The organism is Pontibacter sp. LHS2 (assembly GCF_058932845.1).
This window is the reverse complement of record NZ_JBZYWG010000003.1, coordinates 872,341-894,499: the sequence shown is the minus strand read 5'-3', so window position 1 is coordinate 894,499 and position 22,159 is coordinate 872,341. Positions and strand designations below refer to the sequence as shown.

Genomic DNA, 22,159 nt, shown 5'->3' with positions numbered 1-22,159 from the left:
TGCTCAAACTAACCCTTTTACTCAAATTAACCCTTTTGTCATTCTGAAAGAATCTTGTGTACAAGTTAGATAAGTTCTTGCTACGCAGTTTTGGCTATTAGTCTTCTTAACTTGGCGTTGTTTCATAGCTTCGCCTGTGCGGCGGGCACTCACTTTTTTCCTTGATGAAAAAAGTAAGCAAAAAAATCAAGACGCTCCAAACTCGCTGACCGCTCAAACAGTGGAGCGTCGTTTGGTGCACCTAGCAAGTGTGATTTGTTTCATTGTTTAAGGGGCAAGTTAGTCCTGCTATACCTGCCAGTGGTGTGGATGGTTAGAAACAATTCGTCATCAACCATCACAACTTCACTAACCGCTCAGCTGCTTGCCTGAGCGTCTCCTCACTTTTGGCGAAGCAGAAACGCAGGTAGTGGTGGTCGGTTTTATTGTGGTAGAAGGCCGAGACAGGGACAGAGGCTACGCCAATTTCCTTTGTCAATCGCTTGGCAAAATCGAGGTCGTGCTCTTCTGAGATGGCATCGTATTTCAGCAGCTGGAAGTAAGTACCAGCCGAAGGTATAAGCTCGAAGCGGGAGGGCTTCACTAGTTCACAGAACAGGTCGCGCTTGGCCTGGTAGAAGTCGGGGAGGGAACGGTAGTGTGCTTCGTTGTCCATGTAGTCGGCTATGGCGAGTTGCAAGGGGGTAACAGAGCAGAACGTGATGAACTGGTGCATCTTGCGAAGCTCCACGGTCAGGGCCGGAGGGGCCACCACGTACCCGATCTTCCAGCCGGTGGTATGGTAGGTCTTCCCGAAAGAGGAGATCACAAATGCCCGCTGTCGCAGTGACTCGATCTGCAAAGCACTCACATGCTCCTTCCCGTCAAACACCATGTGCTCGTATACCTCATCGCTCATGAGCAGGATGTCGGTGCCATCGGTCAGGTTAGCCAGCTTTTCCAGGTCCTCGCGCGGAATCACAGCGCCCGTTGGGTTGTGGGGCGTGTTGATAATGATCATGCGGGTGCGGCGTGAAATGTTCTTCTTTAGCAGATCCCAATCGATACTGAAGTCAGGCAAAGCCAGGGACACATAAATCGGGATGCCGCCCGCCAACCGGATGGCTGGTGCGTAGCTGTCATAGCAGGGCTCCAGCACCACTACTTCGTCACCTGGTTTTACTACTGCCGTGATGGCCGCAAACAATGCTTCCGTAGCGCCAGACGTTACGGTCACTTCCTGGTCAGGGTCCGGACGGTAGCCGTATACCTTCTCTGTCTTCTCGCTGATCTTTTGGCGCAAGGCCGGCATGCCGGGCATCGGGGCATATTGGTTATAACCCTCCTGCATATACTTAGTCACCAGCGCAATCAGCTCATCCGGACAATTAAAGTCAGGAAAGCCCTGCGACAGGTTAATAGCACCGTACTCGTTGGCCAGGGCCGACATCACAGCGAAAATACTGGTACCGACATCGGGTAGTTTGCTGCCAGGGTAATTGATCATAAGATGAGGGTTTTGCTGATGAACGAAGATAGTATTTACGGGCAAAATACCAAGTATAATTTAGTCGAGTGCCTGGGCCACTAACTGCTGCAACTCAGGTATAGCCTCTTGTTCAAACCAGGGGTTGCGGCGCAGCCAAAACTCGTTGCGCGGCGAAGGGTGGGGAAGCGGCATGTACTGGGGGAGATAGTCTGGCCAGTGTGTGACAGTATCAGTAAGGGTTGGCTTGGCGGATGCGCCCAAAAAGTAGTCCTGCGCATACTTGCCCACTAGTAAAGTGAGCTGCACATTGGGCAGCAGTGGCAGCAGTTGCTGATGCCACTGCCGGGCACATTCAGGGCGGGGAGGCAGGTCGCCGCTCTTGCCCTTGCCAGGATAGCAAAAACCCATCGGGATGATGGCCACTTTGCGCTCGTCGTAGAACACTTCCGGCGTTATGCCCATCCACTTTCTAAGGCGCTTTCCGCTCTGGTCATCCCAAGGTATACCGCTGGCATGTACTTTGGTGCCGGGGGCCTGCCCAACTATCAGCAGCCTTGCAGATGGCGCTGCACGCAGCACTGGTCTGGGGCCGTGAGGCAAGTGCTCGGCACAAAGTCGACAGGCACGTACCTGTTCCAGTAAAATGTCAAGTGTAGCGGTCATACTGTGTGCAAAGGTATAGCGATCAGCTAACAAATTGTGCTTTTTGCTGTATACAGTGGGTATATGCGACAAAGATTACCCGGACTTCTCTTGTTGATCATCATACTTCTGTTACCAGATTTTAGTCTGGCCCAGGAGCAGCCTACCTATAAAAACGCTTTTACTGTTAAATTCTTCGGGCTATCCGTACACCTGCGGCAGACGCCATATCCGGAGCTGTTCAAAAACAGGCTCGACCAGAAAGGTATAGCTGTACTGAACTTTGGAGGCATCGTTGGTTACGATCGCTTTGTAGTGCGTGAAGTCATTAGTGTGCGGGTAGAGCAGGGACTATATTCCGATTGTGCTTCTTCCCTGGCAGGCTTCACACACCTGGGTTGGCGCGGACAGATCTTCAAGGCAGGGCGGCACTCGCTTAACGGCGGCATAGGGCCCACCCTGGTATACCGTCGTGACTGGAACCGACTGCAAGGCTACGAAGACGACGGCTACTTTAACCGCAGCGGTGACTGGCAGTACAAGTTTTACTGGTACGGCGGAGAACTTGAGTATAACTACCAACTAAAAGGGCAATATGACTTGTCGCTTAACCTGGTACCCGGCATACCAGAACTGGTATCATTTGGAGCCGGGTTCAGGAAGCGTTTCTAAACAGTGATGCCAAGGCCTACCAGCCGCGTTCGTCCCTGTCCTTGTCGCGACGGTTCTGTTGCCGGCGGCCTTGCTCGCGTAACGGAGGGAGCTGCTCATGCTGCTGCCATCGGTCACGGGCATGTTGGTTGTGGGGGCTGTAATGCTCATTGCCATCACGCCATTCCCGGCGTTCGTCTCTTCGGTGCTGCGGGTGATGATCGTCTGAGAAGCCGTGCTGGTGGCGGTTTATATTTTCATGCTGCTGTCGCTCATGTTGCTGCTGCCGATACTCCTGCCGTTCCCGCTCTTCCCGCACTCGCATTTCTTCTTCGTAGTGTCTTCTTTCCCGGTCATGCATAAACGGTCTGGGCTCTTCCCAGCGGCTGCGAAAGTTCTGCTGCCCCATTTCGTGGCGTGGATGCGGACGATGTGGGCGCCCGTGTCGCTCATGATGTCTTTCTTCTTCCTCGTGATGCATTTGTTTTCTTTTTGATTCCTACAATGTCTAATATAAAGCATAGATGCCGAAGATACAAGGAGTTATGACCAGGTATGGTCCGGCACCGGGTTTTATGTACGGGCATAGGAGCCTGATGTTTGTCAGTGCTCAAACTCAGTTAAAAAAAAGACAGCCCTCCATTTCCGGGGGGCTGTCTTCATTACTAATCTACTACCAAAGTAACCTAATCTGTCTGCTATACGCATTAGCGACGGTTGCGTTGGTTTCTGTCAGAATCTTTGTAATAATTATCGCGACCTGAATCTGTTTCGTCGGCCCAGCGCGGTCCGCCCTCGTAGCCACGGTCAAAATTACGGTCGCGGTATGACTCCCCGCTGTAGCGGTTTCGACTGCTCAGTTGCTCGGCACGGCGATCAGAGTCATGGCGGTTGTGTGGCTGATAATCAGGATCATCAGAATGCATGATGTCATCCCAGGTGTCACGTACACGCTCAAAGAATCCGCGCTTGTCCCGGTTCTCAGGCTCAACGTTAGGCGAGTAGCGGCCTTCGTTGTACCAGTTGTGTGAACCACTGCCGTAACGGTAGTCTGTCTCTTTGTAGCGGCTACGGGTGCCTGGCCCTTCACGCCACAGGCTGTCCTGTGAGGTTGGCGGTTCGTTGTAGTTGCCAGGCTGTGAGCCACCGCTCATGCGTGGTCTGTAATCCTGCTGGCTGCCGCTTCTCTCTTCTCTGGAACCATGGTTCAGGTACTGGCTCTCGTTGCGGTAAGGGCTTTCGCTGCGACTGCCGTAGTGGCCGCTCTGGAAAGTGCCGCGGTCGCTCTGATAGGGAGCCGGTCTGTTGCCTGTGTAGTGGCGGCCGGTTTCAGCCTGACGATCGCGATCCTGCGCTCCTCTTGGGCTTGGGCCGGTGTGGAAGTAGTTGCCTTCGTCCCACTTTTTCTCGCTTTGGCCTCTGTAGGCATAGCGTTGCGGTTGCTGTTCTCTGTCTTTGTTGTATAGTTCACGGCCAATGCGCTGGTTCTCAGCTCCTGGCCGTCCGTGGTTTTCTCCTCTGTTTTCCATAATTTTATTTGCGTTATAATAAGCGGTGTAAAAAGTATAGCCATACGATGGCGTTATTTTTTACGGGTTACAGAGGCTATAGTTGGCTCGGGATCAGGTATAAAAAAAGAGGCACCCCTTTGCAAGGGCGCCTCCAATGTCTTTATCCGGGGCAATATTAGAAATATGTTTCCATGATCTCGCGCACATCCGCCTCTGCCAGGGGCTTGGAGTAGTGCTTGCGCACCTCAGGGTATTTTTTGAGACGCTCAAGGTCGTAAAAGCTAGCCGAAGAGGTGAGCATGAGCATCACAGTGCGCATCTTGTTCTCGTCTTCAAAGCGCTGGTACTCGTCCAGAAACTCGAAGCCATCCATTACTGACATTTTAATATCAACGAAGATAAGATCTGGCTTGGGGCAGTTTGGCTCCCCGCTGAAGGCTTTGTTCAGGTAGTCAAGGGCTTCCTCGCCGTTTGTCACCACCCGAATGTCTGATGCCGCCTCCATGCGGGAGAGCAGGCGCTGATTCAGGTAATTGGTTGTATCGTCGTCGTCTATCAGCAGGATAGTCTTTACAGATTTCATAATTGGTATTTTGAGTTCTTTTACAAATATGGCCTTTTTTGTTTTAAACTAAGACAAAAAACAGGAGTGTCATGATTCTCCTCTGGCCAGGGCCTCCGCTCTTTGTCTAGCTCTTACGAGACTAGTCACCTCGATGGCTGAGATCATGATACCTTCTACGCTGGCGGTGCTATCAAACAGCGGCTGGTATTTAAAGTTAAGGTAGGCATCGCGTGGTTTTCCGTTGAAGTCGTGGTCAATTGGTGTCTGGAACTCATTGATGTAGACGGTGCGCCCTTTGGTGTATACCTCGTGCAAGAGGTCAAAAAAGCCAAGGGGTTCAAGCTCAGGCCAAATGTCACGGGCGGCACGACCCAAATAGCTCCGGTTGCCATACAGCTTGTATACGCCAGGCGTCACATATTGACATACATGGTTTGGTCCCTGCAACACGCACAGGTGCACTGGCGAAAGGCGCAACATGCTCTCGAGCCGGTCGTCTTCTCTACTCTCCTCCTGATTTTTCTGATCATCGATATCGGTGTAAGTACCAATCCAGAGGGTGATATTGCCCTGTTCGTTACGCATCGGCAGGCCCCGCTCCAGGAACCAGCGGTAGCTACCGTCTAGGTGATGGCGTATGCGGTACTCTATCTCAAAGCTATTGCCTGATGCCACTGCGTTATGCCAACTGGTGAGCACTACGGCCGAGTCGTCCGGGTGCACTGCGCCAATCCAACCGTCTGTCTGGCCCGGGCGCATGCCGGTATAGCTGTACCAGTTCTCGTTAAAGAAAAGTACTTTACCCTTAGGTGAGGCAGTCCAGGCCATGTGTGGGAGCACGTCCAGCAGGTGCCTGAAGCGGGCGTCACTTTCTCGGAGCGCCTCCTGGGTATCCCTGTTTTGGGTGATGTCAATGATAGAGCCGATCGTGCGGATAGGCTTGCCATCAGAGTTATAGGTGGTATAGCCTTGGTCCAGGATAAAGGCGTAGCTGCCATCAGCTCGCTGAAAGCGGTACTCGCCAATCCAGGTGCTTTGTTTGTCGGCTAGAGCCTGCTGTATGCTGCGTTGTACTTCCTCAAAATCTTCAGGGTGTACGCGCGAGTCCCAGGACTCTCCGCTGTCACCTATTTCCTCGGGGGTATAGCCAAATATCTCCTGAAGCCCTTCGCCCCAGCTCATGCGGTTATTCTCAATGTCGTACTCCCAGGCGATGGCCTTGGTCGCATTGCTGATCAGGTTAAGCTGCTCCTGGCTCTGTTGATGCATGCGCTCGATCAATACCTTTTCGGTTATATCGCGAATCTCGTGCACCAGGTATTGAACCTCTCCGCTTTCGTCAATGATCGGGGTGGTGGTGGCATCCCAGTACCGCTCCATGAAGCCGTCTTCGGTCGCAATGTCGTAGCGGAGCACTTCCGTATTATAAGGCTTCTTATGTATCAGGGCAGACTGCAGGGAGTGATGAACAGAACCTTCGGAGTCTATCTGTGGATTGTCAGGGTTGTTCGGAAAAATGTGGAACAGGTGCTGGCCCATGATTTCATCGCGCTTTACATGCGTATGCTCCAGCAAAGCATCTGTAGCCTCTACGATGGTTAAGTCAGGCGTTAGTACCACATATAGCCCCGGCAAAGCCCTGAAGATGGGCTCTAGCTTGGGTGGTGATATCGCGATTTTGGAATGCACAGCTATTTATTAGGCTTAAGTTCGGTTTTCGTAGCGTAGAAGCTTCTAAAATAGAAAAATTTAGTCGAATTGTTGCCCTAAATGTTGCACTAGCTAAAAAATATATCAGCTGCACAAGCCCATTGTTTTATAAGGGGCTGTGCAGCTGATATGCTATAGGGTAGCTGGAGTAGATATCCCGTGCGAAAATCTACCCTTTAACAGCCGCTTTTACATCCAGGCTGTCAAACACCTCACGTGCATCAGCGATGCTTTGTATGTCTTCCACAATCACGATCAGCTTGTCTTTGGCTTCCTTGAGTCGGGAGCGTCGCGAGTGCTGCTGCACATACTTGAGGATGTTGCCAAAGGTCTCGGACTGGAAATAAGCGTCGTTGTTGTCACTCGGCAGGTAGCCTTTCATCACTTCCTTCTTGATAGTGAGCTTTTCGAAGCCCAATTGCTGTGCCTGCCAGCGCAGCTTCACGATCTCTACCAGTTTTTGTACCTCCTCTGGCAATGGTCCAAAACGGTCAATGATGCTGGCCCGGAGCTTTTCGAGGTCCTGCAGGTCTTTGGTGCTGTCGAGCTTGCTGTAGAGGTTGAGTCGCTCGGAGATGTTGCCTACGTACCAGTCAGGTATAAGCACTTCCATGTCGGTTTCGATGTTACAGTCGCGCACCGGCTCCACGAACTCGGCCAGGTTGTCTTTCAGGAACAGGTCACGGAACTCTGTTTCTTTGAGCTCTTTGATGGCGTCGTCGAGCACCTGGTGGTACATCTCGAAACCAAGGTCATTGATAAAGCCACTTTGCTCACCACCTAACAAGTTACCAGCACCGCGTATGTCGAGGTCGCGCATGGCAATCTTGAAGCCTTCACCCAGGTCCGAGAATTCCTCAAGCACACTCAGTCTCTTTCGGGCGTCGGTTGGCAGTCCAGCCACCGGTGGTGTAAGCAGGTAGCAATAGGCTTTCTTGTTCGAGCGCCCCACACGGCCCCGCATCTGGTGCAGGTCGGAGAGGCCGAACATGTGCGCCCGGTTGATGATGATGGTGTTGGCATTAGGTATATCCAGACCCGATTCGATGATGTTCGTTGACACCAGCACGTCGTACTCGCCTTCCACAAACTTCATCATGCGCTTTTCGAGCGTCTCGCCGTCCATCTGTCCGTGGGCGTACGTGATGCGGGCATCTGGCACCAGCTTCAGGATCATGTTGGCGATCTCTTCGATATCCTTCACGCGGTTGTGCACAAAGAACACCTGGCCGCCACGTTTTAACTCTGCTGCCACGGCATCCCGGATCAGGATCTCGTCGAACACATGCAGCTCCGTTTTCACAGGCTGTCGGTTAGGCGGCGGTGTGGCAATTACGCTCAGGTCGCGGGCACCCATCAGGGAAAAGTGGAGCGTACGAGGTATAGGCGTAGCCGTAAGTGTGAGGGTATCTACGTTCACACGCATCTCCTTCAGTTTCTCCTTGGTCTTCACACCAAACTTTTGTTCCTCGTCTATTACCAGCAAACCAAGGTCTTTGAACTTCACATCCTTGCTGGCAATGCGGTGTGTGCCGATCAGGATGTCCACTTTGCCTTCGGCTACCCGCTGGAGGGTGTTTTTGATGTCCTTGGCTGTTTTGAAGCGGTTGATGTAGTCTACCGTAACCGGGAACTGCTCGAGTCGGTCGCGGAAGGTTTTAAAGTGCTGCATGGCCAGTACCGTGGTTGGTACCAGCACGGCCACCTGTTTTCCATCACAGGCTGCTTTGAAGGCAGCACGTATGGCCACCTCGGTTTTGCCGAAGCCCACGTCGCCGCACACGAGGCGGTCCATCGGGTGCGGCTGCTCCATGTCGGCTTTCACGTCTTCGGTGGCCTTGCCTTGGTCCGGGGTGTCTTCGTAGATGAACGAGGACTCCAGCTCGGCTTGCAAAAAGCCATCACGGGTATAAGCATAACCTGGCGCGGCCTTGCGCTTGGCGTATAATTGAATGAGTTCGGCAGCGATATCTTTTACCTTGCTCTTTACTTTCTTCTTTTTGTTCTCCCACTCCGGCGAGCCCAGCTTACTCATGGTCGGCGGGCCGCCTTCTTTGCCGCTGTACTTGCTGATCTTGTGCAGCGAGTGGATGGACACGTAGAGCAAATCGTCGTCACGGTATACCAATCGGATGGCCTCTTGCAGACGGCCGCCAACCTCCACTTTCTCCAGTCCTGCAAAGCGACCCACGCCGTAGTCCATGTGCGTGATGTAGTCGCCGGGCTGCAGGGTGCGCAGCTCTTTCAGCGTCATCGCCTTCGTTTTGGAGCGGCCTTCTTTGGCTTTGTGCTGGTAGAAACGGTCGAAAAGCTGGTGATCGGTATAGCAGGTGATCTTGAGCTGCTCGTCTATAAAACCTTCCCGTAACGACACGGCCAAATGCTGGAAACGCATGTCATGGTCTAGTTCATCGAAGATGGTGGTGAGGCGGTTGATCTGGCGCGGCGACTCGGTGGCAATGATGTTCACAAAGCCCTTGCTCTGCTGCTCGTGCAGGTCCTTTACCAGTCGGTTGAAGTCTTTGTTGAATGAGGGCTGCGGCTTGGACTGTAGTTGCAGTACCTCCGTGTCTTTGTAATTAAAGCGCTTGCCAAACTCCACGATGCTGAACTTCTCCAACAGCTTCTTGAACTGCTTCTGCGTCTGGAAGAGTTGCTCGGGGTCCGACACGATCTGGGTGCCGCCGCTACCTGCCATCAGCTTATCGAAGGCATGTGACGCTTTGTCGAAATACTCGTCGATCACATCCAGCGTCTGACGCACATCCTTGAACCAAATAGCCGTGTTCTTGGGTAGAAATTCCAGAAAAGCTTCGCGTGTTTCCTGTAGTAGTTTGGTCTGTACGTTCGGTATGATCGAGATGCTTTTCTTCGTTTCCACCGACAGCTGTGTGTCCGGGTCGAAGGAGCGGATACTTTCTATCTCGTCTCCAAAAAGCTCGATGCGGTAAGGCAGGTCGTTGGCGTACGAGAATACATCCACAATACCACCTCGAACGGCGTACTGGCCCGCTTCGTACACAAACTCAGTACGCTCAAAGCCATACTCAGCCAGCATCTCGCTGAGGAAATTCACGTCCAGCTTTTCGCCCACTTTGGCTCCCAGCGTGTTCTCCACCAGCGATTTCTTGTTGATCACCTTCTCCGTGAGCGCCTCCGGGTAGGTCACGATCAGTTCGCCTTTTTCGGACTTGGTATTGAGGCGGTTGAGCACCTCGGCCCGCATCAGGATGTTGGCGTTTTCGGTATCGTCGAAGCTGTAAGGCCGCTTATAGGACGTCGGAAAGAGCATGACCTCCTTCTCGTCGCCGAGCAGGTTTTTGAGGTCGGTATAGAAATAGGCTGCCTCTTCCTTGTCGTGCAAAACGAAGAGTTGGTGCTGCGGGTGCAAGGTATAAACTGCCGAGGCCATCACGGCATCCAGACTACCGGCCATACCTTTGAGTTGCAGACGATAGGGTTTGTCGGCTTTGAGTCGCTCGGCAATGGTCTGCACCACCCCATCGAGTCGGTACAGCTCTAAAAAATCAGTTACTTTCATTCAGTTCTAAAAGTCACAAAACAGCAAAGGCAGAACACAGGACTTTTAGATAGTCGTGTTCTGCTGGGTGTTATTTACAAAGATACTACAAGTTAACGTCTTATCAGAACTGGGAGAAAGGGGAGAAGGTTGCGGGGAATGTATAAGTATGTTTTTTAGTAAGGATAAACTACTGGCTCTCTAATTTTGTATAATTATATTCACCATTCCTTACGGTATAGTTAATTTTTAGTGAAAAAGACTCTACCTTATGAATCGATGGAAACACCTTTACTTCGCTACAGACTAACTGACCCTGCTGGCTTCAGCACGAAAGTATACGCTATTGTTATTATCGCTGGAGGCGTATGGTTATTTATGACTTATCCCGTGGTTGGTGTCCTCATGATCCTGTTCGGGATTTTTCCTTTGGTCCAGTATAAGTGCCTCGAAATCGATCTATACCAAGGTACTTATTGCCTGGGAGTGAATATACTAGGGCACACTGTGGGTGCCAGAGAGCCGTACCCAGGCACTAAGTGTATTTTTCTAAAGAAGAACAGGTACACTTCTTCCAGTTCACACCGTTCTTGGCGACCCACCGTTTCCACTTCGTTTGACAGTTATTTATGGCTGGAGGATGGTACTAAAATTCCGTTGTCGTGCAACAGCAGTAAAGAAACAGCGATGCTGAGAATCCAACCATTTGCTCAGGAATTGCAAACAGAACTCAAAGACTTAACAGAAGGAATCCCACATTCTTAACGGCATCTTGCGTAGTACCAGAGCTTAATCTCCGCAACAACTATCCTGCTATATATAACTTGCCTTCCGCTCCCTACAAAGTGGCAGAACCTAAATCTTCTATGAATTTGTTTTAATCCAAATTTAAATTCGTATAAGTATATTATAGGGCTTGCGTTATAGCTATGTGAGTAGGTAAGAAGTAAATGGTAAGGGGATGCCATGGATGTGATCAAACGAAATAATATCAACGTTTTTGGGAAAGGGGAGAAGCTGCTCATGTTTGCGCACGGCTTTGGTTGTGATCAGAACATGTGGCGCTTTATTACGCCTGCTTTTCAGCAGCACTATAGAATTGTGCTGTTTGATCATGTGGGGGCAGGCAACTCTGATCTTAGTGCTTATGACGCAAGAAAGTATAACACCCTCAACGGCTACTCAACTGACATTCAGGAAATATGCCATGAACTTGACCTGCAGGATGTGATTTTTGTAGGACATTCAGTAGGCGCCATGATGGGAGTGCTCAGTGCGATCGAATCCCCGGACTTGTTTAGCAATTTGGTGCTGATCGGGCCTTCGCCGTGCTATATCAACGATGAGAATTACATTGGTGGGTTTGACCGCGCCGACATCCTGTCGATGCTGGCGTATATGAAACACGATTACACACTTTGGGCAGATACGTTTGCCCCGCTCATTATGGGAAACTCAGATAAGCCTTCGCTAGGAGAAGAGCTAGTAGAGAGTTTTTGCAATACAGACCCGGAGATAGCACGCCATTTTGCACAAGTCACTTTTCTGTCAGACAATCGGCTGGACCTGCCTAAGCTCAAAATTGATTCGCTGATCATGCAGTGCGCTGAAGATATTATCGCGCCCACCGAAGTTGGGAATTATGTGCATAAAGCGATCAGAAACTCTACGCTGGTGCAAATGAAAGCGACAGGCCACTGTCCCAACCTGAGCGCCCCTATCGAAACGATAGCCATTATGGAAGACTACCTGAAGGTATAGACTCAGGTATAAACGGCGCATCGATGCTGCAATTGCAGTCTGGTGGCAGGTTCTGGGATCATCACAGCACAACGACTTTATTTCAGCATCACCTTGATCTGCACCGGGTCCTGCAGCACGCGCAGGTTCTGTTTCAACTGCTCCAGTTCATAGACCAAGGACTCTTTCGCCCGCTTAAACTTTTGACTCATCTGCTTTGGGCTCCCACAGAAGCGATCGTAAAACGTGGCATTGGGTCCGAAGATGAAGCCATTGAGTTCTGCCTGCAACTCGCTCACCTGTTCATCCAGCAGCCTCACATAGTATTGTAGCTGTTCGTCAGGCAGCTCGTCGAGCGCCTGGCCCTGCTCCTGCATAAACTCCATCTGTAAGCGCAGCAGTTCGAAGAAGTCATCCTGATGGTAGGCCTGGGTGACGCGCTTCATGGCTTCTTCTTTCCAAACACGCTTGGTTTCGTCACGTTCCTTGTCGGGATGCAGCTGCTTGGCGAGGTTGGTGTACACGCGGCGGCTGGCCTTGCTGATGTTATTGAGCTCGGCCCTGGCTTTCGCTTCCTTTTGTTGCTGGGCTTTGGTTTTGCGGCCTTTCTGGCGGTTCTGTTTGGCGCGTTCCCGTTCCTCCTCTTCACGGTCCAGCTGGGCCTGAATACGCTCAAATTCATCAAGCTCATCCCAGTTGTCAGGTATAGCTGCCTCTTCGTTGCTGTCTATACCTTCTTCCTCAAAATCCTCTTCATCAGTTAGGTAAGCTGTGCGTTCACTGTAGGGAACCTCTGCATACCGGTCGTGCAATGCGATCAGGTCTTTGCGCTCATAGTTCTCGATCAGGTCCAGTGCGATGCTGGCAATCAGCTGCGCAAGCTTCTCTTTTTCCCTGAAACTGAAAAGCGGCAACGCAAAAGCCTCGTCCAGCAGATGGGCCAAAGCAGCCCGCTGCTCCACCTGCTGCATGATGATGGGGCGCAACTCCTTCTCGATACGCTTCTGGGCAAGGTCCATGCTGTCGCGCCGGGTGGTCAGCTCCTGCTTCAGCTGCTCTATCTGCGCCACTTTTTTATTGAACTCCTGCTGCAGTTGGCTCAGTCTGCGCTGGTCTTCAGAGGTAATCTGTGGGGAAAGCGATGGAACAGGCTTGTCGGACTTTGGAGCAGGCATAAGCAGGTAGCAGGTTTTGTAATAAGGTATGGCGCTATGGCTGGCAATTTACAAATAAGCCTGCGCTATACCTTACTGCTGCGCATTGAAAGGTATAAATCGGTTATTTTGAAACAGGTAGAGCTTAGTGAGGTTTCCGTCCAGTACGTAGACACCGTCTGTTCTCAGGGTGGTGACTTGTTGCCGGCGCGGATTTTGAACAATGGAATCCTGTGGGGCCAGTTTGAGTTGCAAGGTGCTGTACCTGCGGTCGTTCAGCTGTTGCGACGGGTAGGAGGCTATTTTCATTTCGCGGGCCTGCGGCGTGCTGTAATCCAGAAAAGCGAGAATGTGGATGGAGTCGTTCTGAAGCACCTGTACAGCATAATCCGGATTACGGTTGCCATTGAGGTTACCACGCAGGTATATGGGGTTATCAACTTGTAAACGGCGGTTCGACATGGCCTGGTCAGTAAGAACAGCTACTTCTGTCTGTGGCTGGCGCTGTTGTAGCAAGCGGGTAAGTGTGTCTGGCAACGGGTGCAGAATGGCTCCTTCGTCCGTGGCACGGGCTACACTATCAATGGAGGCTTTGGTATCAGCGTCAATCTGGCTGTCAATCAGTTCATCATCGGCGGCACGGTTGTAGTTGCCATCGGCGGAGTCGGAGCCACAAGAGGCGAGAGCCAACAAGGCGACGAATATAGGTAGGTATAATTTCATAGGTATAGATGCTCTGTTCTAGTGTGTTGCTTTGCATACCCTGCACACAGGCAGAAGGTTGCGGGCTATACCTTATCTGATCAGTTCTACTTTGCGTTCGCCAATCTGCTGGCGCCACATGGCATAATACAAGCCTTTTTGCGCTACCAGCTCGGCGTGATTGCCTTTTTCCACGATCTTCCCTTTTTCGAGCACATAAATCGTGTCGGCGTGCATGATCGTGCTGAGACGGTGGGCGATCAGGATCGTGATCTGCTCGCGCAAGGCCGACACTTCCTTCACTGTAGCGGTAATTTCTTCTTCGGTGAGAGAGTCGAGGGCGGAGGTGGCTTCATCAAAAATGAGCAAACGCGGGTTACGGATCAGGGCGCGGGCAATAGATAGACGCTGTTTCTCGCCACCTGACATCTTCAGTCCGCCTTCACCTATCTGGGTATGGATGCCATGTTCGGAGCGGCTGAGCAAGGTGGTTGCCGATGCCTTTTTCATCGCTCTGATCACTTCTTCGTCGGTCGCGTCCGGTTTCACATACTGCAGGTTCTCCTTGATGGTGCCCGAAAATAGATTCGTCTCCTGCGTCACAAAGCCCAGTTGTCGCCGTGCCTCGTTCAGCCAGATTTCTTTCACGGGTGAGCCGTTGTAGTAGATCTCACCGCTGGCTGGCAGGTATAGGCCAACCAGCAGCTTCACGAGTGTGGATTTACCTGAACCCGATGGCCCTACAAAAGCGATGGTATCACCCGTGTTGGCTTCGAAGGAAATGCCGTCGACAGAGTTTTGCGGCGCACCCTTATGCCGGAAGACCACGTCCTCGAAACGCAACTGCTGCAACGGTCCCACATCAATGGCTGATTCGGGCCTTGTCTCGACGGGTTTGTTCATGAGTTCGTCGAAGTTGTGCAGCGAGGCCTCGGCTTCACGGTAAGTCAGGATGATGGTGCCCATTTCCTGCAAAGGACCAAAAATACTGACCGAGATAAACTGCATCGAGATCAGTTCGCCCGTAGTGAGCACATCCCGAAAGATCAGCCAAAGCAGCGTGAACAGGATGGACTGTTTGAGTAGGTTGAGTGCCGTGCCTTGCAGAAAAGAGAGCGTGCGTACCCGCTTCACCTTGGTCATCTCCAGCGTAAAGATCCGCTCGGTGTGCTCACGCAAACGGCGTATTTCGGGATAGGTCAGGCCAAGACTCTTCACCAGTTCAATGTTGCGCAGCGACTCTGTAATCACCCCTGACATTTTATTCGTGGCCCGGTTGATGGAGCGTTGCATGGTCTTGATCTTGGCGCTGAGCAGACTGGTGAGCCCGCCGAGCACGACCATCCCGATGATGAAAATAGGGACCAGCGCCCAATGCTTGGTGATGGCATACCAGACCAGAAAACCCACACCCACCAAAGAAGAAAACAGGATGTTGATGAACGAGTTGATGAAGCGCTCAGTGTCGCGACGTACCCGCTGCAGGATGGAGAGTGTTTCGCCGCTGTTTTGGTCGGCGTATTCCTGGTATGAGAGTTTTAAAGTTTGCTTGAGGCCGTCGTTGAAGATCTGCACACCGAATTTCTGTACGACCAGATTGGTAAAATACTCTTGGAAAGCCTTCGCCAGACGGGAGAGTAGTGCTACCACAACGGCTAATAACATCAGCCAAAGTGCGCCTTTCACACGCTCTTCGCTGGTCATGGTAAAAGGCGGTGTGGCGTACTTGTCGATGATCTTGCCAAAAATGATCGGGTCGACGAGTGCCAACACCTGGCTGGTGCCCGCCAACAGAAGTGAGAGTATAACCAGCCCCCGGTGAGGCTGCAGGTAGTTCAAGAGTACGCGCATGTGCTGAGGGTATAAGCTAAGGTATACGTACGGGCCATAGGGCTGCAGATGTTCGTTTCAAACAAATAAGGGAGGGCAATCAAACAAAGTGACTGAACGTTAGTTAATTGGCAAGCGATTTTGCCTATCTTTCGACTTTAACTAAAATCAATAACTATGAAAAAAGCACGAATTCTGCACACATTAGCTATGCTGTTTATGGGCATACTGGTTTCAACCACAGCCTTAGCACAGGATGCCAAGCCAAAAGCAAGTCCTCCGGCGACAGCTTCAGGAAAAATAGGCGATGCTACCATTACGATGAACTACAGCAGCCCGTCTGTAAAAGGCCGCACCGTTTGGGGCGAGTTGGTGCCTTATGGTAAGGTATGGCGAGCTGGTGCCAATGAGGCGACCACTTTTACCACCGACCGGGATATCATGGTGGAAGGCAAAATGCTTCCGGCTGGCACCTATAGTTTCTATACTATACCTGCCGAAGACGAGTGGACCATCATCTTCAACAAAACGGCTAAGCAATGGGGCACGCAATACGACGAGAAGCAGGATGCTTTGCGTGTGATGGCCAAGCCTCGGCCAGCATCCTCGATGAGTGAGCGTCTGGTGTATGATGTGACAGATGAGGGCATCGTGCTGCGTTGGGAAAACCTGGAAGTGCCAGTTATGGTGAAAGCAGCCAAGTAATCATTTCATTTATTTTCTCAGCCCTGCTATTTCGGAAGCTATAGGTATAGCCCCAAGATAGCAGGGCTGATTTGTTTTACAACCATTCGTATACCTAAGCTGGGAACTCTATGTCGCATTAAGGCAGGGGTTAGATCCGGCGTCTACCTTACTCTTTCGGTTGGTCTTTGTCAGTGAGCGTCGCCCGCACAGGCACCCCTTCGGGGTTGATGAACTGTACCTGCTGTCGTGGATATACCGGGATGATCTTGCCAGCATACGCTGGTTTGTTCAGCTCGTTGGTAATGCGCAGGGTGAGTTCGCTCTTCCATTTGCGCCGCTCACGTGCCCCCACCAGGTAGCGGATGGTCACGTTTGTCCACGACTCGTCCATGGAGACAAACACCTGTGGCTTGTCCGGCACGGCATCATCCAGGCCGGCCCGCTTCAGAAGCTGGGAATAAGAAGCGGCAGGTGTTTTCATGTAATTGCCTAGCAGGTTTTGCGCCACGTTCTCCAGTACCTCCATCGCCAGCGGAACGTTCGACTCGTTGGCTACTCCCACATCCAGTTCGTCCCACACATAAGGGAAGTCGCCGGTAAGGTTGATGACAGTGCCCGTCAGTACTTCGTTGTTGGGGAAGGTAACCAAACGGCCGGTGGGCTGTTCGGCCCGCACGAAGCCAGGTTGATAAGGTGCCCCGATCTCCCAAACCGTGGTGGTCAGGAAGTCGATGCGGTACACGTCGCCAAACACTTCGCCTACCCGGATGCGGTCCCCCACGCGGTAATAGCCTTGGTAGGAGTTCATGAGCCAGCCTGTAAAACTTTCGATAGGCGTTTGCAGTGACCATGACAGAGCCAGACCGATCAGACCAAATGACCCGACCAGTGCCCGTATATCACCAGCCACCACGCTGAGAGCTACCCCCACAGCCAGCAACCAAACTGCGATAGAGACAAGCGAGATAACGGCGCTGGAGCTTTGCCATTTGCCAATAGTGCGCAGCAGGATAGCCCGCAGCATACGCACAAACAGCCACGCCAGCACGAGCGTGATAAGCGCGATCAGAATCTTCGGGAGGTTGAAAATGAAACTGTCCCATAGCCCTTGCAATGCCCCGATGGCCTCTTCTGCAGCTTCTTTGGTGGAGCCATTCGAAACAACTGCTTCAGAAGCAGTGTCACCCGGCACCAATTCTTCAATCGCAACCTCTTCTACCACAGCTACTGAGTCCGGACCGTTTTCCTGTGCTAAACCTGCTTCGCTTGGCGCAAACATCAAAAGAATGAAACCAGTGATGGCTACAGCCAGGATGGAGGCCTGCCGGAAGTTTCGGAGCCTGTTCTGGGCGCCTTTGACGGCCGAGCCTCTGGCAGGTTTCCTTCTGCGGGCTTTGGTACGGAGATTTCTGCGCGTGACACTAGAGGTATAGGGCTTTACCTGACCGGTGCCCTGAGTGCCGGCACTCGTAGTGGTGGCGCGTAAATTTCGTGTGGAGGTTCTTCTGTTTCGATTATAAGAAGGCATAGGTTTCGCGGCTTTCTCTTTTGTTCTGCCATTTTGAGCAGTTTTATTTCTATACGGAAGAAAGGCCGGGGTGCTACAAATAGTCGCGTGCTATACCTGTGCGATGTGCCGGGGCAGGTCCTCAAGCTGGAACCTGTGCAAGAAACCTGGCCCATCTGCTATACCTGTCTCTTGCCAGCCCAATAGCTCAGCCATTTTTTGCCAAAGCTGTTGCGAGGTCAGTCCGGCCTTGCGCATTTCGGTAAGGGAGAGGGCATCATGCGATTTGGAGAGTTTGGTGCCCTCGCTCACAATGAGCGGATGGTGCACAAAAGCCGCATTGGTAAAGGCCGTGGCATCGGTATGCTGCGCCAGGAAAAGCTGTGCCGCCGTGGAGAGCATCAGGTCCTCACCTCGCACAATCAGGTTGACGCCCATGTCCAGGTCATCAACGATTGAAGCGATCTGGTAGGCAGGTATACCGTCTTTGCGGCGCACCACAAAGTCAGGCATTTCGAGGGCCAATGCCACAGTGCAGTTGCCTAGTAGCTGGTCTTCAAAAGAGATGAAGGTGCTCTCCGGTATACGGACGCGCCAAGCGGCATTGGGTGTATTGAGAGGCAGCTGTTCGTCGCGACAGGTAAGCGGGTAGAGCCCCTGCGGTGACAGGGCATTTATCTGACTGCGGGAACAGGGGCAGGCATACACCATGCCTTGCTTTACCAGTTTGTCGAGTTGTGCCTGATACGCCGGAAGCCGTAAAAGCTGCGAATAGTTGTCCTGAAAATCTTTGGGATTACGTGGCCCTTCGTCGTAGTCGATGCCCATGAAGTCAAGCGTGTCAAAAATGTCCTGTAGGTACTCAGGACGGAAACGGGCATTGTCGAGGTCGTCGATACGCAGCGTAACTATGCCTTGCTGCTTTCGGGCCAGCGCCCATGTAATGGCAAACGACAGCGCATTGCCCAGGTGCAGGTAGCCACTGGGGGTAGGGGCAATGCGGGTTTTGATTGGCTGTTTCGTTTCCAAAGGTATAGTGCTGGGTTTGATAAGGTCAAAGGTATAGCTGCTATTTCTTAAGTCAAATTAGAAACTGTTAAAATGCCTGAGGATAAGGTGTATGAATTACGGAATTTCGCTATGTTTGATAGTATGCAGATAAGCGTATGTTCACGCTTTTGCGGAAGTTGGGCGGTATAAGAATTAATAAAACGATTCAGTTAAATGATCCAAAATGGAAAGAGTTTGAAGGTGGGTATAGAACACCTTACGACGCTTCCATTGCTCTGAGAAAATTAGAAAGTGCAGAGAGTTCAGAAGAAGTAGATGATATACTTTCTGAGCTTTGGGACGAACTGCACCATCAAGGAGATGTCGGTTTAGCTTCCTACTTTGCTGTGCCGCATCTTGTCAGAATTGCCAGAGAGAAAGGTATAGTTAACTCAAGCTTACTCGGACTAATAGCCGTCATTGAAGTTCAAAGGCATAGGGAGAATCCCCAAATACCTAGAGACCATCAAGAAGATTACATCAATTCATTAAAGGCTATACCTGAACTTATAGAAAACAGTAAAAACAAAGATTGGGACTTGGCATTTACAGCAGCGGCTCTATCAGCATTGGCAGCATCACAAGGACAAGTAAAAGTGGCTCAAGCTGTCCTGAATTTTGACGATGAAGACGTACTGGATGAATTTCTGGAAGCTTACTAAAAATTAAATCTGCCAACACAGCACAGGCAGCATGTTCGGCTATGCCTCACCCGTTGCCTGTACGAGACCGTTGGAGTGCATTTTAATAAAAGAAAACCTTAAGACAATTTGGCCCTGGACATAATAGATGATAACTGAAGAAACCATAAAACGTCTTCTGAAAGATAAGAAGAATGTTTGGGTTCGATTACATGATCAAGATTGGGAATTTGAGATATGGCCATTAGATAAATTGAATGAATGGAATGATGGCTATAATGTTCAAGAATCATTGCCTGGCTATTTAGCATTTGGTTCAGATGGCGGATTAGAAATGCTAACAGTGGAACAGTCCACAGGTGAGGTGTATTCGGTTCCTTTTATTCCTATGGACAGTGCTGAAGGAATCAAAGTTTCAGATTCATTAGAAGAGTTGGTAGGTAAACAGAAATAACGAAACGCCAACAAAGTGTAGCAGTACGGCTTGCTGACGCTTCGCCATTCTACTACACGAGTAACGTTACCAGCAATATCAATCACAAATGAAGAATCTTCTACTAGTATTCTGCCTACTTTTTTTCTCATGCAGCCAGCAGTCAGGTGAGGAAATTCATAGCGTTGAGTATTCAGGTGATTTTAAGGAATATAAAGACATTGATACTTTAAGTACATTTATAGTTGACAGGTATACAATTGATCTGGATTTTGATAATAGAGCTGATACAATAGTATTGGAAAACTTAGAAGACCTAAGGGGGGAGCCTCAACTATTTACTTTCATTAAAGTAAAGCTTGCTACTAATAAGGAGTTTGTTTTAAAGAATGTGCAGGGAGCCCAAATTGACAGTAAAATAAACCTTAAACTCCCCAACAGGCTCCGATCAGACAAACTCTACATACCTGAAATCAATGAAAAGAATAGCCTTTTGTTCGTGTGGGATTACCAATACCCTGATTGCACCGCTGGCCTTTCCATCTACCAAGTTGACAGGAATGGAATCAGCGAAAAGCTAAACCAAAACTACTATGCTTCAGAGATAGTGGAATCAAATAAGAATGTTTTAGTCATTGGCAGGCCTGACTGCGAAGAAGACACAGCAATGGATTCTATTTACGTTAGCTTATAGAAGTCAGGGCACTAATAAAAAATACAGCTAGTAAGAAGGTGCAGCATTTATACTCAGCTTCGCTTCACCCATCAGCTGCTTAACCCGTCGTACAAAATATTCGAGCATGAAGCATCATTTTACCATTATTATTCTGACTCTAGTTGCTGCGTTTTCTTCTTGTAAAAAGGACGATGCATCAATGATTTTCTATTGGGATGAAACTGGATGTGCCGATCCTTGGAAACAGAACAGCGATGCTACTGATGAGGAGAGAAAAGCTGAAATAAAAAGATACTTAGAGAGTCAGAGCGTGAGAGTTGAGAGAATTGAGTTTGGATTTGATCAGGCCAAACAACAGTTTTGTTATGCATGCCACTGTACAACAGGAAGAGTCATTACAGTTAAAGTAGCCGGGGCGGACGCACAGATAATGAAAAAGCTAAAGTTCTATCAATAACAAATGAAATACCTTGTACAGCAAGGTGCAGCTTTTATCCTTGGATGTGCTTCACCTACTTTATGTACAAGACAGTCTAAGCAAAGAAGCCTTACTCCATACCTAAAGTAAAAGAGCCCTAAAATGAATGCATTGTTCCATTGCATATCGCAATACCACCCTATTCCCTTAGAAGCATGGGAGGCTCTTTCCAAATCACTAACGCAAGTTAAGATCCCGAGAAATTCTTTTCTGGTGAAAGAAGGAATGGTGTGCAATAAGCTGTACTTCCTGGAGCAAGGCTGTTTGCGCGGGTATTATAACTTGGATGGGAAGGAAGTCACTTACTGGTTTGGCTTCGAAAATAATTTCATCACTTCTTTTTACTCCTTTATTTCCCGGAAGCCAGGTATAGAAAACATACAAACCCTGGAAGACTCTACCTTATGGGGGATCAGCTTTGAATCCCTGAACAAGTTGTTTGATGCACATCATGATCTGGAGCGCCTTGTGCGGATTATAAACGAGCAGTACTATATCAGATTAGAAGAGCGGTTGATGGCCATGCAATTTAAGACGGCCCGGGAGCGGTACGAACAGCTCATTGGCACCTCGCCACATATTTTGCAGCGAGTCCCACTCGGGCAAATTGCTTCTTACCTGGGTATTAGTCAGGAAACGTTGAGTAGGATACGAAGCCAGGTTTGATGGATTTTCTTTTTTGACAATTGTCAAAAGAAAACTTTGAGTACCTCTATACCTTTGATTCATCACTTAAGGAAAGAAAGACATGAATCAGAAACCATCAAACGCATTTGTAGCAGCCTCCTGGGCTACTTTACTTACCGGTGTAACGGCATATGTCATTGGGCTTTGGAATGCCGACATGATGCTGAATGAAAAGGGCTATTATTTCGCCATACTTATGTATGGTTTATTCTCAGCTATCTCCCTCCAAAAAAGCGTGCGTGACCAACTGGAGGGTATACCGGTTACCAATATCTATTACGGACTCAGCTGGTTTTCTACCATCATGGCCATTGTATTGCTAACCGTCGGACTTTGGAATGCCGATTTGCTCTTGAGTGAAAAGGGCTTCTATGGCATGTCCTTTCTGCTAAGCCTATTTGCGGCTATTGCGGTTCAGAAAAACACCCGAGACAGTTTAAGAACAGAAGCACCTGCTCAGAATTATGGTGAGCTGTATTAACTGCATGACAGGATTTTATCAAGGTG

The 22,159-nt window shown here is 50.2% G+C and carries 21 protein-coding genes; 9 read left to right on the top strand and 12 right to left on the bottom strand.

The genetic code is table 11. The annotated features are described in order from the left end of the window. Positions 1–337: 337 nt before the first annotated feature. Positions 338–1,486 carry a pyridoxal phosphate-dependent aminotransferase gene (locus tag AC5FX6_RS17310; protein ID WP_493598213.1) on the bottom strand — a complete coding sequence of 383 codons (1,149 nt, stop codon included), beginning with the start codon at positions 1,484–1,486 and terminating at the stop codon, positions 338–340. Between the two features lie 60 nt (positions 1,487–1,546). Beyond that, positions 1,547–2,131, bottom strand: a complete 585-nt coding sequence (locus AC5FX6_RS17305) for a uracil-DNA glycosylase family protein (RefSeq protein WP_493598212.1) — start codon at positions 2,129–2,131, stop codon at positions 1,547–1,549. 63 nt (positions 2,132–2,194) lie between these two features. Between AC5FX6_RS17305 and AC5FX6_RS17300 the strand changes: the two genes are divergently transcribed. After that, a complete protein-coding gene (locus AC5FX6_RS17300) occupies positions 2,195–2,782 on the top strand; it encodes a hypothetical protein (RefSeq protein WP_493598211.1) in 588 nt (195 codons plus the stop codon). Between the two features lie 16 nt (positions 2,783–2,798). Here the strand turns inward: AC5FX6_RS17300 and AC5FX6_RS17295 are convergent, their stop codons facing one another. The 5 genes from AC5FX6_RS17295 to mfd all read right to left on the bottom strand — a co-directional run bounded on the left by AC5FX6_RS17295 (position 2,799) and on the right by mfd (position 10,088). Then, the gene (locus AC5FX6_RS17295; protein WP_493598210.1) at positions 2,799–3,242 is read right to left on the bottom strand and encodes an acyltransferase; all 444 of its coding nucleotides are present in this window, start codon (positions 3,240–3,242) and stop codon (positions 2,799–2,801) included. Between the two features lie 226 nt (positions 3,243–3,468). Beyond that, positions 3,469–4,290 (bottom strand): hypothetical protein, encoded by an 822-nt coding sequence (locus AC5FX6_RS17290; protein ID WP_493598209.1) that lies wholly within the window; start codon positions 4,288–4,290, stop codon positions 3,469–3,471. Positions 4,291–4,447: 157 nt separating this feature from the next. Next, entirely contained in the window at positions 4,448–4,855 is a 408-nt protein-coding gene (locus AC5FX6_RS17285) for a response regulator (RefSeq protein ID WP_493598208.1), read from the bottom strand. Positions 4,856–4,924: 69 nt separating this feature from the next. Further along, complete coding sequence (locus AC5FX6_RS17280) at positions 4,925–6,526, bottom strand: PAS domain-containing protein (RefSeq protein ID WP_493598207.1); 1,602 nt, start codon at positions 6,524–6,526, stop codon at positions 4,925–4,927. 190 nt (positions 6,527–6,716) lie between these two features. Further along, the gene (gene mfd, locus AC5FX6_RS17275; protein ID WP_493598206.1) at positions 6,717–10,088 is read right to left on the bottom strand and encodes a transcription-repair coupling factor; all 3,372 of its coding nucleotides are present in this window, start codon (positions 10,086–10,088) and stop codon (positions 6,717–6,719) included. A gap of 945 nt (positions 10,089–11,033) precedes the next feature. Here mfd and AC5FX6_RS17270 point away from each other — a divergent pair. Further along, entirely contained in the window at positions 11,034–11,828 is a 795-nt protein-coding gene (locus AC5FX6_RS17270) for an alpha/beta fold hydrolase (RefSeq protein WP_493598205.1), read from the top strand. Positions 11,829–11,905: 77 nt separating this feature from the next. On the opposite strand, the gene AC5FX6_RS17265 is transcribed toward AC5FX6_RS17270, so the two are convergent. From AC5FX6_RS17265 to AC5FX6_RS17255, 3 genes are all read right to left on the bottom strand, one after another. After that, on the bottom strand, positions 11,906–12,982 hold the full coding sequence (locus tag AC5FX6_RS17265) for a J domain-containing protein (protein ID WP_493598204.1): 1,077 nt from the start codon (positions 12,980–12,982) through the stop codon (positions 11,906–11,908). Positions 12,983–13,054: 72 nt separating this feature from the next. Further along, positions 13,055–13,684, bottom strand: a complete 630-nt coding sequence (locus AC5FX6_RS17260; protein WP_493598203.1) for a hypothetical protein — start codon at positions 13,682–13,684, stop codon at positions 13,055–13,057. A gap of 72 nt (positions 13,685–13,756) precedes the next feature. After that, the gene (locus tag AC5FX6_RS17255) at positions 13,757–15,514 is read right to left on the bottom strand and encodes an ABC transporter ATP-binding protein (RefSeq protein ID WP_493598202.1); all 1,758 of its coding nucleotides are present in this window, start codon (positions 15,512–15,514) and stop codon (positions 13,757–13,759) included. Positions 15,515–15,670: 156 nt separating this feature from the next. Between AC5FX6_RS17255 and AC5FX6_RS17250 the strand changes: the two genes are divergently transcribed. Further along, positions 15,671–16,198: a DUF2911 domain-containing protein gene (locus tag AC5FX6_RS17250; RefSeq protein ID WP_493598201.1), complete on the top strand. Its 528-nt coding sequence runs from the start codon at positions 15,671–15,673 to the stop codon at positions 16,196–16,198. Positions 16,199–16,346: 148 nt separating this feature from the next. On the opposite strand, the gene AC5FX6_RS17245 is transcribed toward AC5FX6_RS17250, so the two are convergent. Together AC5FX6_RS17245 and AC5FX6_RS17240 are read right to left on the bottom strand one after the other, a co-directional pair. Continuing rightward, positions 16,347–17,708, bottom strand: coding sequence for a mechanosensitive ion channel family protein (locus tag AC5FX6_RS17245; RefSeq protein ID WP_493598200.1), 1,362 nt, complete (start codon positions 17,706–17,708; stop codon positions 16,347–16,349). Positions 17,709–17,798: 90 nt separating this feature from the next. After that, a complete protein-coding gene (locus AC5FX6_RS17240) occupies positions 17,799–18,716 on the bottom strand; it encodes a glutamate--tRNA ligase family protein (RefSeq protein WP_493598199.1) in 918 nt (305 codons plus the stop codon). A gap of 137 nt (positions 18,717–18,853) precedes the next feature. Between AC5FX6_RS17240 and AC5FX6_RS17235 the strand changes: the two genes are divergently transcribed. The 6 genes from AC5FX6_RS17235 to yiaA all read left to right on the top strand — a co-directional run bounded on the left by AC5FX6_RS17235 (position 18,854) and on the right by yiaA (position 22,133). Further along, the gene (locus tag AC5FX6_RS17235; protein WP_493598198.1) at positions 18,854–19,399 is read left to right on the top strand and encodes a hypothetical protein; all 546 of its coding nucleotides are present in this window, start codon (positions 18,854–18,856) and stop codon (positions 19,397–19,399) included. A 127-nt stretch (positions 19,400–19,526) separates the two neighbouring features. Then, positions 19,527–19,832, top strand: a complete 306-nt coding sequence (locus tag AC5FX6_RS17230; protein ID WP_493598197.1) for a hypothetical protein — start codon at positions 19,527–19,529, stop codon at positions 19,830–19,832. A gap of 88 nt (positions 19,833–19,920) precedes the next feature. Further along, positions 19,921–20,505, top strand: coding sequence for a hypothetical protein (locus tag AC5FX6_RS17225; protein WP_493598196.1), 585 nt, complete (start codon positions 19,921–19,923; stop codon positions 20,503–20,505). Positions 20,506–20,611: 106 nt separating this feature from the next. Continuing rightward, complete coding sequence (locus AC5FX6_RS17220) at positions 20,612–20,944, top strand: hypothetical protein (RefSeq protein WP_493598195.1); 333 nt, start codon at positions 20,612–20,614, stop codon at positions 20,942–20,944. Positions 20,945–21,067: 123 nt separating this feature from the next. Further along, positions 21,068–21,631, top strand: coding sequence for a Crp/Fnr family transcriptional regulator (locus AC5FX6_RS17215; RefSeq protein ID WP_493598194.1), 564 nt, complete (start codon positions 21,068–21,070; stop codon positions 21,629–21,631). Between the two features lie 82 nt (positions 21,632–21,713). Then, complete coding sequence (yiaA, locus tag AC5FX6_RS17210; RefSeq protein ID WP_493598193.1) at positions 21,714–22,133, top strand: inner membrane protein YiaA; 420 nt, start codon at positions 21,714–21,716, stop codon at positions 22,131–22,133. The last annotated feature ends 26 nt before the right edge of the window (positions 22,134–22,159 follow it).